The organism is Xanthobacter pollutisoli, from assembly GCF_040044995.1.
Classification (GTDB): Bacteria; Pseudomonadota; Alphaproteobacteria; order Rhizobiales; family Xanthobacteraceae; genus Xanthobacter.
The window spans coordinates 15,802-27,551 of record NZ_JBDZDP010000031.1; the positions used below are offsets into that span (position 1 = coordinate 15,802).

Annotated in this window: 13 protein-coding genes; 3 read left to right on the forward strand and 10 right to left on the reverse strand. The window is 71.9% G+C overall.

Annotated features, from left to right (window positions below):
* The first annotated feature begins 137 nt into the window (after positions 1-137).
* On the forward strand, positions 138-1,484 hold the full coding sequence (locus tag ABLE93_RS25055) for an APC family permease (protein WP_348842419.1): 1,347 nt from the start codon (positions 138-140) through the stop codon (positions 1,482-1,484).
* A 133-nt stretch (positions 1,485-1,617) separates the two neighbouring features.
* Positions 1,618-2,088 carry a J domain-containing protein gene (locus ABLE93_RS25060; protein ID WP_348842420.1) on the forward strand — a complete coding sequence of 157 codons (471 nt, stop codon included), beginning with the start codon at positions 1,618-1,620 and terminating at the stop codon, positions 2,086-2,088.
* A 29-nt stretch (positions 2,089-2,117) separates the two neighbouring features.
* Here ABLE93_RS25060 and ABLE93_RS25065 read toward each other — a convergent pair whose 3' ends face one another.
* The 10 genes from ABLE93_RS25065 to ABLE93_RS25110 form a co-directional block, all read right to left on the reverse strand.
* A complete protein-coding gene (locus ABLE93_RS25065) occupies positions 2,118-2,741 on the reverse strand; it encodes a hypothetical protein (RefSeq protein WP_348842421.1) in 624 nt (207 codons plus the stop codon).
* Positions 2,738-3,301, reverse strand: coding sequence for a type II secretion system protein GspM (gene gspM, locus ABLE93_RS25070; RefSeq protein WP_348842422.1), 564 nt, complete (start codon positions 3,299-3,301; stop codon positions 2,738-2,740). The genes ABLE93_RS25065 and gspM overlap by 4 nt, the downstream gene beginning before the upstream one ends.
* Positions 3,298-4,338, reverse strand: a complete 1,041-nt coding sequence (locus ABLE93_RS25075) for a PilN domain-containing protein (RefSeq protein ID WP_348842423.1) — start codon at positions 4,336-4,338, stop codon at positions 3,298-3,300. The genes gspM and ABLE93_RS25075 overlap by 4 nt, the downstream gene beginning before the upstream one ends.
* Positions 4,335-5,243, reverse strand: a complete 909-nt coding sequence (locus tag ABLE93_RS25080; RefSeq protein ID WP_348842424.1) for a type II secretion system minor pseudopilin — start codon at positions 5,241-5,243, stop codon at positions 4,335-4,337. Before ABLE93_RS25080 ends, ABLE93_RS25075 begins: the two co-directional genes overlap by 4 nt.
* Complete coding sequence (locus ABLE93_RS25085; RefSeq protein ID WP_348842425.1) at positions 5,240-5,965, reverse strand: PulJ/GspJ family protein; 726 nt, start codon at positions 5,963-5,965, stop codon at positions 5,240-5,242. The genes ABLE93_RS25080 and ABLE93_RS25085 overlap by 4 nt, the downstream gene beginning before the upstream one ends.
* Complete coding sequence (locus ABLE93_RS25090; RefSeq protein WP_348842426.1) at positions 5,962-6,366, reverse strand: PulJ/GspJ family protein; 405 nt, start codon at positions 6,364-6,366, stop codon at positions 5,962-5,964. The genes ABLE93_RS25085 and ABLE93_RS25090 overlap by 4 nt, the downstream gene beginning before the upstream one ends.
* Positions 6,344-6,847 (reverse strand): prepilin-type N-terminal cleavage/methylation domain-containing protein, encoded by a 504-nt coding sequence (locus tag ABLE93_RS25095; protein WP_348842427.1) that lies wholly within the window; start codon positions 6,845-6,847, stop codon positions 6,344-6,346. The genes ABLE93_RS25090 and ABLE93_RS25095 overlap by 23 nt, the downstream gene beginning before the upstream one ends.
* 79 nt (positions 6,848-6,926) lie before the next feature.
* Positions 6,927-7,424, reverse strand: a complete 498-nt coding sequence (gspG, locus tag ABLE93_RS25100) for a type II secretion system major pseudopilin GspG (protein WP_348842428.1) — start codon at positions 7,422-7,424, stop codon at positions 6,927-6,929.
* On the reverse strand, positions 7,421-8,632 hold the full coding sequence (locus tag ABLE93_RS25105) for a type II secretion system F family protein (RefSeq protein ID WP_348842429.1): 1,212 nt from the start codon (positions 8,630-8,632) through the stop codon (positions 7,421-7,423). The genes gspG and ABLE93_RS25105 overlap by 4 nt, the downstream gene beginning before the upstream one ends.
* A 7-nt stretch (positions 8,633-8,639) precedes the next feature.
* Positions 8,640-10,322 carry a GspE/PulE family protein gene (locus ABLE93_RS25110; protein WP_510183083.1) on the reverse strand — a complete coding sequence of 561 codons (1,683 nt, stop codon included), beginning with the start codon at positions 10,320-10,322 and terminating at the stop codon, positions 8,640-8,642.
* Between the two features lie 679 nt (positions 10,323-11,001).
* Between ABLE93_RS25110 and ABLE93_RS25115 the strand changes: the two genes are divergently transcribed.
* Positions 11,002-11,750, forward strand: a 749-nt coding sequence (locus ABLE93_RS25115) for a secretin N-terminal domain-containing protein (RefSeq protein WP_348842430.1), incomplete at its 3' end; no start/stop codon positions are given.

Genomic DNA, 11,750 nt, shown 5'->3' on the forward strand with positions numbered 1-11,750 from the left:
GGCGGCCTTTTCTTTTGCCTGCCGTCCCTCAACCGCGTCTCAGGCGCCGTTGCCGCTCCGCCGGGCATTGGGCCAATCTCTGCCGTTGGAACCGTCGGCGGGCGCGATAATCTGCGCAAGCTGAGCGGGGGAACGACATGATCAAGCTGAAGCGCGACCTGGGTCCGGTGGAGGCCGTGGGCCTGTCCCTTTCGGTCATGGCGCCCACCATGGCCATGGCGCTCAACGTGACCCTGGCGGTGGGCGTCGCCGGCGTCGCCGCCCCGCTCGGCTTCGCTCTCGGCACGGTGATGGTCGCGCTGGTGGGCCTCTCCTTCGTCTTCTTCGCGCGGCGCGTCACCCGGGCGGGCTCGGCCTATTCCTACATCGGGGAGACTTTCGGCCCGCGCGCCGGCTTCATCGCCGGCTGGTGCATGCTGCTGCTCTACATCGCCGGCGGCTCGGGCAGCGCGGCGCTGGTGGGCGACTTCCTCAGGGCCGGCCTTGCCGACCATGGCATCCAGCTCGGCGGCTGGTGGCTCGCCATCGGGGTGGTGGCGATCCTCGTCGCCATGCTGTTCGCCTATCGCGACATGTCGGTGGCGGCGCGGCTCATGCTGGTGCTGGAGCTCTCCTCCATCCTGGTCATCACCTATCTCGGCGTGCGCATCCTCCTGGCGGTGGGCGCGGCCGAAGGGCTGAGCCTCGCGCCCTTCCGGCCCGATGCATCCGTCGGCTGGTGGGGCATCGGCTATGCCGTGGTGTTCGCGGTGCTCTCCTTCGCCGGGTTCGAGGCGGCGGCCACCCTCGCCGAGGAAACCGGGCAGCCGGGCCGGGCCATTCCCCTCGCCCTGGTGGGGTCGGTGGTGCTGGCCGGACTGTTCTTCGTCTTCGCCTCCTACATCCAGGTGGTGGGCTACGGCCTCGGCAACATGGCCGCGCTGGCGAAGGACGAGGCGCCCCTGAACACGCTGGCGCTGAAGTACGGCACGCTGCGCATGGCGACGGTGCTGGACATCGCCGCCGCCATCTCGGCCTTCTCCGCCGTGCTCGGCACCCTCGCCGCGGCGGGACGCATGCTCTATGTGCTCGGCCGTGCCGGACTGTCCCAAGCCGCCGCGCAGGTGCATCCGCGCCACGGCACGCCCTTTGTGTCGGTGGTGGTCACCGGCCTCCTCATGCTGGCGGGCCTGCTGGCCTGGTCGCCCTTCGTCGGGCCGGCGGACTATTACGACAATGTGGGCACCATCGGCGTGCTGGCGCTGATCGTCGCCTATCTCGGCGTGACGCTCGCCGCCCTCGCCCACGCCGTGCGCGCCGGCAGCCAGCGGTGGATGGTGCTGGGAGCCCTCGGCACCGTGGCCATGCTCTGGCCGCTGTACAATTCCGTCTATCCGGTGCCGGCCTTCCCGGGGAATCTGTGGCCCTACGTGGTGCTGGCCTGGATCGCCATCGGCGCCGCCATCGCCGTGGCCAAGCCCGCCATCGGCACCGCGGAGCCTTGAGGCGGCCCGGCGCGCGCCGAGTTCCACCGCATCTGGCTCCAGTCCTGCATGGCACGCCGGCGACAGCGGCATCGCGGCGCCTTTCGGACACCGGTGGGCGGGCGATGCGGATTCATGCACGAAAGCACGTCGCATGACCGACAAACAGGAATGGGTCGTCTGGAACGGCTCGCTCGGGGTGCTCGACACGGTGACCATCGGCCGGATCGAGGAGGAGGCCGGCGGCCGGAGCGCCTATCTCGACGCCCCCTATGGCGTGGTGGGCCCGTTCAGCCTCGACGAGCTGGAGCGGGAAGGGCGGATCAGCTTCGGCGCCTGCCTCGTCATGTCGCGCCGGCGCTGGCAGGAGGACCAGGTGGAGCTGCGCATCGCCGCGCAGAAGGCTCGCCGCGCCTTCCTCTTCATCCCCGACCCGGACGACGACCGCCCCCACCGCGAAACGCTGGAGCTGCCGCTGGACGGCGCGCTGGAGCCCATCCAGATCAACGCCGCCTTCCGTCGCCTCGCCAAGACGGCGCATCCCGATGCCGGCGGCAGTGATGCCGACTACCGCCGCATCGCCGAGGCGCGCGACGCCCTGCTGGAGCTGTTCGCCAGCGCCTGAGGGCATTTGGTCAAGGTCTCTCCCGCTGGTCAGCGGGGCAGAGGCACCGGCTGGGACCGTCCCTCGTCACCCGCCGCGGTGCGGGAGGGGCTCTTGGGCTGGGCGAGCCCGTCGGCGCCGTGGTCGGGCAGGCTCAGGGTGCGCGTCGTGCCGCCGTTGCGCAGCCGGGCCTGGCGCATGTCCAGCGCCACCAGCTGCCAGCCGTCATGCATGCTGCCGGGCTTCAGGTGCACCACCGTGTTCGTGGTGGCATCGAGGAAGATGCCGAAGCCCTCGCCGCCACGTACCGCCGTGCCCACCAGCGTCAGCCTCAGCTCCGGCGCGCGGACCTCCTGCTGGCGGAGCGGCTGCGGGGCAGGGGCCAGCGCGACCACCGGCTCGGGCGGCCGGCGCGAGGGGCTGAACAGCGGCCTCTCCCGGCTGGCCTGGAGGGTTTCCAGCGGAATGTCCCACAGGGGATTGCCGCGCGCGTCCGCGCCCCTGCCCACGCCTTCTTCGGCGGCGGCGGCGAGGCTTCCCGCCGGCTGCGCCTGAAAGCTGATAGCGCCGATCTGCGGCGGGGGCGCCGCAAGCTCGGGACCGGCCGCCCATGCGCTCGCCACCCCGCCGAAGCCGGCGAGGAGGAGACCGAGGACCTGTGCGCGATGCGTCATGGAGACTTCTGCCACTGCCCATATACCGTAAGCGTTACGCGAACGCGCTCGTCGTCGCCACCCTCGCCGCGGGCCTGCGCCTGTACGGCGAGCTGCCCGACGAACAAGAAGGGCATTCCCGCCTCCAGATCATAGAGCAGCTTCTGCAAATCCGTCTGGCTGATATCGAGGTCGGCGGTCACGGCGACGAAATCGGCGCCGTAGCGGGTGCTCTGCACCTCCACCCGGGAGGAGGTCAGGCGCCCGTCATAGCGGGCGATTGCGGTGGTGACGCGCTGTAGCAGGTCGGCGCCGGCGATGGTGAGGGAGGGACCCTCAAGAAAGGGCGAGCCATCCTGCGCCGTGCCGGTGGGTGGTCCGCCACCCGGGCGGCGCCCTTGCAGGCGGTCGAGGCGGTCCGCCGCCTCGGCCACGGCCGCCCGTCGGTCCATCAGGTCGGCGACGGTGGACGCCGCCACCCCCAGCAGCGCCAGCACCACGGCGGCATAGGCGAGCGCCGCAAGCATCGGCCGCAGATCGCGCCGCGCGCCGCGGCTGGTGGGGGAGGCCGGCATGGTCATCGCGCCACCTCCCAGCGCACGGCGATGCGCGCCTCGATCTGGAAGCGCTCGCCGGCGCCGTCGGTCACGGGCGTGGTGGGCGCCACGAAGGTCGCCTGGGTGAAGCGCCCCGAGCGCTCCAGCAGCCGGATGAGGTCGGGCGCAGCACGCGAGACGCCGGTGATTTCCACCTTGTCGCCCTCCAGCTCCAGCGCGGTCACATAGGTATCGTCGGGCAGGATCTGCGCGAGCGCCTCGATCACCAGCGCGACGGAGGGCTCGGCATGCTTGCGCTGCTCCAGCGCACGCAGGGCCGGCGCCTGGGCGCCCTGGGCATCCATGAGGATGCGGCGGGCGACGGCCGCACGGCGGTCGAGCTCGGCGAGCTCATCGTCGAGGCCGCCGCCGATGAGGGTCGCGACACCCACGCTCGCAGCCGCGAGCATAGCCGCGCCGGCAAGGATGCCCACCAGCACGGTCCGCACGCCCGCCATGCCGCCGCTGTCGGCCGACGGGTCGAGCACACGGACGGGCTCGGCTCCCGCATCGACCCCGGCGCGGGTCAGCACGGTGACCGAGCGGGCGCCGGCCGCCCGCAGCCGGTCGAGGCACGGCGCGATCCGCTCGCGGGGCGCAGCGGCGACGCGGATGCGGATGCGCTCCTCCGCCGTCGCCTCGGGCGTGGTCCAGCCGTAGACGGCGGCGGTCGCGGTCCAGGGGGTCAGGCGGTCGATCTGCGCCCGCACGATGCCGTCGAGGAAGTCCACCGCGCCTTTCGGCAGGTCGAGGGGGCGCACCAGGAAGCGGGCGGGCGCGAGCTCCAACTCCACCGCATGTCCCTTGACCTGTGCGGCCACCGCGGCCGGCAGCGGCGGGTCGGCGGCGCCGGACAAGACGAAGCGCGCGCCGCTCGCGCCCACCAGTGTGAAGCGGCCATCCGCGTCCTCGCGGATGCGCACGGCCTTCACCCGCCGCACCGAACGGATGAGATCGCCGACGTAGGCGGCGGCCAGATCCAGCCAGCGGGCGAAGGCGTCCAGCAGGGTATCCAGCGTCATCCCCGGCTTCCTCCCGCGCCCATCCCGGGTGCGTGCAGCGGCAGCTCGTCCCGCCACGACAGCATGCGGTAGGGCGCATCGCCGAAATTGCGCACCAGGATCACCGCCTCGGCGAAGCGCTGGCGCCCGCCGGGGAAGTCGATGCGCACGACCACCCGCACCGCATCGGAGGCGGTGATGACCTGCGCGGCGGCGTCCGTCCCGGGCCGGGGACCCTCGACGCCGTCGGGACGGGGCGCGGCTGCGGCGGCGGCACGCACCACGGGATCAGCATGCTGCACATTCACCTCGGCGCGGCCGCTGAAGACCGTGAGATGGGGCAGGGCCGCCTCCACCAGCGCCGGCGAGAGCCCGACGACCCGCCACAGCTCGTCCACCTGCACGAACGGGGCGGCGCGCGGCCCATAGCTCAGGCCGGCGTCGCGATAGAGGGCCAGCTCCGCATTCTGATCGGGGCCGGAGGGCGGGGCGCGCCATCCAATGATCCGGTCGGCATGCTGCTCCGCCGTGGCGGGCTCGGCACCGAGCACGGTGAACAGGCCGATCAGGAGCTGCCGCGAGGCCGAATTCAGGTCGATCCGCGCCGTCTCCTCTTGGAAGACGGCGCTGACGCGCGCCTTGCCCATCTGGAACACCACCTCGCCGTGGCGCGGCCGATCGCCGAGCGGCAGACCCGCGAGGCGGGACGCGGCCAGCTCGACCGCTGCGGTGGCCAGGCTGCGGGTGGCGAAGGTCTCGTCCCGCGCCGCCGCGGCCGTGGCGGTGGTGCCGATATAAAGCGAATAGATGGTCACGAAGGTCGCCAGCGCGCCGAGAATCCACAGCACGGCGACGAGGATGAAGCCCTCGCTCCCCCCCGCGGGCCGCCGTGCCGGTGCGTTCGCCATGGCTTCTGGCGGCGTCATTGGGTCCCTTTCTGGTCCGGCTCGGCCGGTGGCGCGGCGTCGGTCGGCAGCGCGTCGCCATCGCAGCCGTGCTGCTGCGGGTCGGTCACGCAGGACGCCGGCAGCTGCGCGCCCAGCATGACGGCGGTGGAGACGTCGAGCGCCCGTCCCGTCGTCCCGTCGCGGACGACGATGCGGATGGCCCGGGGCAGTTCGTCCAGCTCCTGCCACTGCTCCTGCCAGATCCCGTCGGATCCGGCAAAGGAGAAGACGACGCGGTAGGGCGGGCGCAGCAGCGTCACCGGCGCGCCGAACACCGGCAGCGGGGTTTCGGGGTCGCGCGGCAGGTATGGCGCGGTGCTGCGGGTGAGCACCACGCCGCCTGCGCTGCGGTCCTCGGCGAGACGCACCATCTCCAGCCCCGGTCGGGCGTTGGGCCCGAGTGCCGTGCGCACGAAGATCAAGGCGTTGCCGAGCCCCTCGAACAGGGGGCGGGGGCGCTCCCGCGTGGCCGGGACGAACGTGATGGCGGCGATGTCGGCGGCCATGCGGTCCAGTGCCAAGGCCATCTGCTCGCTGTTCTCGACCCGGTCGATGCCGCGATGCCACTGGGGCAGCCATTGCCGCGTCACCAGGATCAGCATGGCAAGCACCAGCCCGGTCAGCGCAAGCGCCACCAGAAGCTCCACCAGAGAGAAGCCGGCGGCCGGGTGGCGGCGCGACATCCACCGCGCTGGGCTCATGGCCCGCTCCGGGGCACGAGGCGGACGGTCTCAAGGGTGATCTGCGCGCCGGAGGGTCCGCGCACCCGGATGCTGACGCTGCGCGGTACCCAGCGCGCGCCGGCCGGCAGCTCGCCGGCGTCGAGGGGGCGCACGTCCATCCGCCAGCGGTGGCCGGCGACCTCGCCGTCCAGCGTACCGAGGGCGAGGTCGCGCCGCTGCGGGATGCCGGCCTCCACCGCCCGCGCGGTCTGGAGAAGCGCGACGTGCTGCTCCAGCGTGCGGGCGGCACGGGCATTGGCGCCGAACACCTGCACGATGGCGCCGAGGCTCGCCGCCGTCACCGCGAGCGCGACCAGCACCTCCAGCAGCGTGAAGCCGGCGCGCCCGCGCCGCCGGTCAGGAGTTGTGCCGGGATACAATCTCCACGCCTCCCGTCAGCCAGTTCACGCGGACCTCGTAGGCGGCAGCGCCGCGCGCCAGGGTGAGCACGCCGCCGCAGGACATGCCGGACGGAAAGAAGCCGATGGCGGCATTCACCCGCCGGCCGTTGCAATAGCGCGGCAGCACCGCCTCAACCCGCACGTCCCGCGGGATGCGGATGGTACGCCCGCTCGCACCCGACACCACCCGGCCGGTCAGGGCGTCCACCCCGGTGGCGATGAGCGCGCCGCGGCGGATGGCGGCGGCGCGGTCCGCCTTGAACACGGCGGCCGCCTCGACGGCATAGGCTTCCAGGCGCGGCCGCGAGGTGCCGAGCGGCAGCCGCGGCAAGGCGATGGCCGCGAGCAGCGCCACGATGGCGAGGGCGCAGACGATCTCGAGCAGGGTGAAGCCGGCTTCGCCTCCCTCCAGCTCGCCCCCCTCTAGCTTGCTCTCGTCCGCCCTCTCCGCGCGCGGCATCGCCGCCCTCCCGGTCTCTTAAGGTCGCCCCGCGCAGCGGCCATCCCTGTTCCGTCGATGCCGGGCATCCGCCCCGCCGCTATCGCATCGCGCTCGAAATATCCGCGGCAGTACCGCTGCCGCCCTCCTGCCCGTCGGAGCCGCGGGACACGATGTCGTAGGGTGCCCCCGCGCCGGGCGAGCGATAGGCGTAGGGCTTGCCCCAGGGGTCGTTGGGCACCTGGCCGCCCTTCAGATAGGGCCCGTTCCACACCGCCACCCCCGGCGGCCGCTGCACCAGCGCGCCCAGCCCCTCGGAGGTGGAGGGATAGCGCCCCGCGTCCAGATAATAGAGGTCGAGGGCGCTGGCGAAGCCCTGGATCTGGATCTTCGCGGTCTTCACCTTGGAATCCCCGAGATATCCGAGCACCCGCGGCCCCACCAGAGCAACGATGAGGCCGATGATGGTGATGACCACCAGCAGCTCCACAAGCGTGTAGCCGGCCTCGGCGGCGCGCCGCCGCCGCGCACTCGGGCGCCGGCGGGCGGGCAAGGCGAATTGGGGGACAAGTCTGGTCCAGATGTTCACGCTGCTCATCCGATGCTTTGGCTGACCGACAGGAGCGCGGTCATGACCGAGACGATCAAGCCGCCGACGACGACGGAAATGGTGACGATGGCGAGCGGCCCGATCACCGCCACCACCTTGGACAGGGCGCGCTGGAGCTTCTCCTCGTAGAAGTCGGCGATGCGGCCGGAGAGCAGGGCCAGCTGGCCGGTCTCCTCGCCGAGGCGCAGCATGCGGATCGCCATGGGCGGCAGCACGTCGCCCTCCGAGAAGGCGTCGGAGAGCCGCCCGCCGTGGCGCACCTTGTCGCCGGCCTTGGCCCAGACCGACACCTCCTCCCCCGAGGACATGACATCGACGATGATGCGCAGCGCCGCCGTCAGCGTCACGCCGTTGCCGAGCAGGATGGAGAGGTTGCGGCAGAACACCGCCGAGCGGCGGAACAGCAGCACCGTCTTGATGAGCGGCAGCCGCGCCAGGACGCGGAACACCGCACCGCGAACGCCCGGCCGGCGCAGCGCCAATGCCGCAAGGAGGGGAATGAGCACGACGGCGATCCCCACCTCCAGCGTATGCGCCTGGAGGCCGTCGGACAGATCGAGCAGCACCTCCACCGCCGGATCGAGCTTGGCGCCCATGTCGCGCAGCACGGAGGAGAATTGCGGCATCACGAACAGCAGGAAGAAGACGAGAACGCCCCCCGCCGCCACCAGCACGAAGGCAGGATACTGGATCGCCTCCATCACCTTGCGCCTCAGCTCCTCGGCCCGTGCCCGCTCGGCGGCGAGCAGTTCGAGGATGCGGTCCATGGTGCCGGAGGCCTCGCCCACCCGCACCAGCGCCACATAGACCGGCGGGAACAGCTTGGGGTGCGCGGCGAGGGCGTCGGCGAGACTTTCGCCGGCGAGCACGTCGGCGCGCACCTTCTGCGCCACCGCCTTCATCCGTCCGAGGTCGGCGTCGGTGGTGAGCAGTTCCAGCGCCTCGTCGAGCCGCGCGCCGGCCCGCAGCAGCAGGGCGAGGTCGCGGGTGAAGAGGGTGACGTCCGCCGCCTTCGGCCCGCCGAAGCTCAGACCGAACCGGGCGGCCGCGGAGGGGTCGCGCGCCGGCATGGTCTCCACCGGCACAAGGCCGAGGAATTCGATGCGCCGGCGCACCTCCGCCTCGGTGGGCGCGGCGATCTGGCCGCTCACCAATTGGCCGGACTGCGTCAGGGCCCTGTAGGTGTAGGTGGCCATGGCGGCTTCAGCGCACCGTTGTCACGCGCAGCACCTCGGCGGCCGAGGTGAGGCCGGCGCGGCACTTGGCGACGCCGTCGTCCAGCATGGTGGTCATGCCGGCGGCGATGGCCGCCCGGTCGAGCGCCGCGGCGCCAGCGTGGCGGTCGATCATCTCGCGGATCGCGTCGTCGAGCACCAAGATCTCGAACACCCCGATGCGGCCACGGTAGCCCGAGCCGCTGCACCGCTCGCAGCCCACCGGCTCGTGCACCGTTTCCCCCGCCTTGAAGCCCAGCGCCTCATAGCGCGGGTCGTCCGCCACATCGGAGGCCGTGAGCCGGTGGGGGCGCTTGCAGCGCTCGCACAATTGCCGGACGAGGCGCTGGGCGATCACCGCCCTCAGCGTCGATTTCAGCAGGAATCCCTCGACGCCGAGGTCAAGCAGGCGCGGCACCGAGGCGGCGGCCGTGTCGGTGTGGAGGGTGGTGAGCACCAGATGGCCGGTGAGGGCGGCGTGCACCGCGATGTGGGCGGTCTCCTGGTCGCGCACCTCGCCCACCATGATGACGTCCGGGTCCTGGCGCAGGAAGGAGCGCAGCGCGGTGGCGAAGGTGAGCCCGATCTGCGGGCGCACCTGGCTCTGGAACACGCCGCGGATCTCGTACTCCACCGGGTCCTCGATGGTGAGGATCTTGCGGGTCGGCTCGTTCAGGATCGACAGGATGGTGGCGAGCGTCGTGGTCTTGCCCGAGCCGGTTGGGCCTGTGACGACGATCATGCCATGCGGCAGAGCGAGGAGGCGGGTCAGGGTGTCGCGGTTGCCCTCGGCGAGGCCCAGCTTGTCAATAGACAGCACGCCGCGCTCGCGGGCGAGCAGGCGGATGACCGCGCTTTCCCCGTGCTGGGTGGGCATGATGGCGACGCGCACCTCCAGCTCGGAGCGGCCGAGCTTGATGCGGGCCGCGCCGTCCTGCGGCAGGCGCCGTTCGGCGATGTCGAGGCCGGCGAGGATCTTGATGCGAGAGATCACCGCCTGGGGGAGCACGTCGCTCAGCGCCGGGATGGGCCGCAGCAGGCCGTCGATGCGCAGGCGCACCTCGAGCCCCGTGCGGAACGGCCCGATGTGGATGTCGCTCGCCCGCAGCTCCAGCGCCTTCTCCAGAAGGTCGTTGACCGCGCGAACCACCGGGGCGCCGCTCGCGAGGTCGCGCAGGCTGTCGATGTCCTCGCCCACCCGGTCGGATGCCGGGGTCGCGGCTTCCGGCGCCACCGCCTCGTCGGCACCGAGGCAGGCGGCGAGGGCGGTAGCGATATCCTCGAACGAGGCCACCACCAGCACCACCTTCTCGCCGAGGGCGATCTCGGCCGCGCGGACCACGGTGGCGTCGGTGGGATCGCCCGCGGCGAGGCAGCAGGTGCCGTCGGCATCGCGGAACGGCAGCACCGTCATCTCGCGCAGGAAGCGCGCCGAGAAATGCGAGACGAGGGCGCTCGCGGCCATCAGCTCCGGCAGGGACACCCGCCGCAGGCGGTAGAAGCGGGCGACCTCGTCGGCGAAGTCTGCAGCGGAGAGCTCGCTCGCCTCCCAGACCCGGCGCAACGGGCGCTCGTCGGACATGAGGCTGGCGAAGGCGTCCGGCGTCTCGGCGCGCAGCAGGTGGCCGCCGGTCAAATGGGTCAGGAAGTCGCCGGCGCCGTCGACAGCCATCCTCATGATCCCTCCGGCGCCTGCATCCCAGAAGCTCTTCCCGCGGGCATCATATGCCAGCAGGGTGGCCCGGCGGCGGCCTCCGCGTGGCGCGCGGACCCGTCGGCAGGAACCGCCCGCGCGCGACACCGCACTCGGGTGCGGGCGCCGCCTTGCCGATGGATCTAGCCCATCAGGACGGCCCGCGCCATCCTTGCGATGGCCCCGCACACGGGGTGTTTTTCTGGTGCCGGCAAAATGTATTGACCGGACGTAACGATAGGAGCGAGGCTAAGCGCGTCAATTGCCCAAGGTCTAAGCTAAATAGAGGAGAGGGGTCCGGCCCGGCTCGTCGCGTTCGTGCTCGCCCGGAAGAGAACGGGCGGCAAATGCTTGCGAAGCCGGGTCTGTTTCAGGCTGGGCCCGTTCCAAGTTCGGCCTCGGTGCCCGGCCGGCGGGACAGCCGTCCCTTGAGACTTCTGTTCCTTCAGACTAGGGTCCGGCCGGCTCATGATGCCGCGCTGCATCCCGGACGGACCGGGACCACAAGAGTGGGATCGGGGGGAGATTGGGGAAGGAACGGCCAGCGGTAAGCCTGCGCGCCCGGAGCTGCTTCAGCTGGGGGGCAAGCACGCTCGTGGTGCTCTTGGGCCTCGGGGGCTGCTCGTTTTTGCCTGAGGACACGCGTCCTCTGAGCCCGATGGATCAGGTTCGGGCTCTGGACCTTTCGCCGCGGCCGATGGCGCCGGCGCCGGCGCAGCAGCAGATCCCCGACGACCGCCGCCCGGTGGAGTATTTCGCCAGCGGGGCGGAGAGCGGCGTCGTCGCGGCGTCCGGCGGCAGCGCCACAAGCGCGGGCGGCGGTGGCGACGGCTACGACCTCTCCTTCGACAACACCCCCATCGCCGGCGTCGCCAAGGTGGTCCTCGGCGACATCCTCGGCCTCGGCTTCGTGGTCGATCCCCGCATCCAGGGCACCATCACCCTCGCCTCCGCCCGCCCGGTGCCCCGCGGCGACCTCATCTACGTGCTGGAGACCGCCCTCAAGGCCAACAACGTGGCCATGGTGCGCGATCCGGTGGGCTACCGCCTGGTGCCCGCCAACGAGGCCCCCGGCACCGGCGCCGTCGACGTGGGCTCCGGCCGCCCGCAGCCGGGCTACGGCGTCTCGGTGGTGCCGCTGCGCTACGTCTCGGTGTCCGCCCTCGTGCCGCTGCTCGACAGCTTCGCCGTGCAGGCCGGCATGCTGCGCCCCGATCCCGCCCGCAACGTCCTGCTCATCCAGGGCACGGCGAGCGAGCGCCAGACCGCCGTCAACACCGCCCTCTCCTTCGACGCCGACTGGATGCGCGGCCAGTCGGTGGGCATCTATCCGGTGCGCAACTCCGGCCCCGAGCCGGTCATCGCCGAGCTCGAGAAGCTGCTGGATTCCGGCGAGAACGGGCTGAG

Bases quoted from the DNA above. Each gene is read 5' to 3' on its own strand.
- ABLE93_RS25055 (WP_348842419.1), top strand. From the start codon at position 138: ATGATCAAGCTGAAGCGCGACCTGGGTCCGGTGGAGGCCGTGGGCCTG.
- ABLE93_RS25060 (WP_348842420.1), top strand. From the start codon at position 1,618: ATGACCGACAAACAGGAATGGGTCGTCTGGAACGGCTCGCTCGGGGTG.
- ABLE93_RS25065 (WP_348842421.1), bottom strand. From the start codon at position 2,741: ATGACGCATCGCGCACAGGTCCTCGGTCTCCTCCTCGCCGGCTTCGGC.
- gspM (WP_348842422.1), bottom strand. From the start codon at position 3,301: ATGACCATGCCGGCCTCCCCCACCAGCCGCGGCGCGCGGCGCGATCTG.
- ABLE93_RS25075 (WP_348842423.1), bottom strand. From the start codon at position 4,338: ATGACGCTGGATACCCTGCTGGACGCCTTCGCCCGCTGGCTGGATCTG.
- ABLE93_RS25080 (WP_348842424.1), bottom strand. From the start codon at position 5,243: ATGACGCCGCCAGAAGCCATGGCGAACGCACCGGCACGGCGGCCCGCG.
- ABLE93_RS25085 (WP_348842425.1), bottom strand. From the start codon at position 5,965: ATGAGCCCAGCGCGGTGGATGTCGCGCCGCCACCCGGCCGCCGGCTTC.
- ABLE93_RS25095 (WP_348842427.1), bottom strand. From the start codon at position 6,847: ATGCCGCGCGCGGAGAGGGCGGACGAGAGCAAGCTAGAGGGGGGCGAG.
- gspG (WP_348842428.1), bottom strand. From the start codon at position 7,424: ATGAGCAGCGTGAACATCTGGACCAGACTTGTCCCCCAATTCGCCTTG.
- ABLE93_RS25105 (WP_348842429.1), bottom strand. From the start codon at position 8,632: ATGGCCACCTACACCTACAGGGCCCTGACGCAGTCCGGCCAATTGGTG.
- ABLE93_RS25110 (WP_510183083.1), bottom strand. From the start codon at position 10,322: ATGGCTGTCGACGGCGCCGGCGACTTCCTGACCCATTTGACCGGCGGC.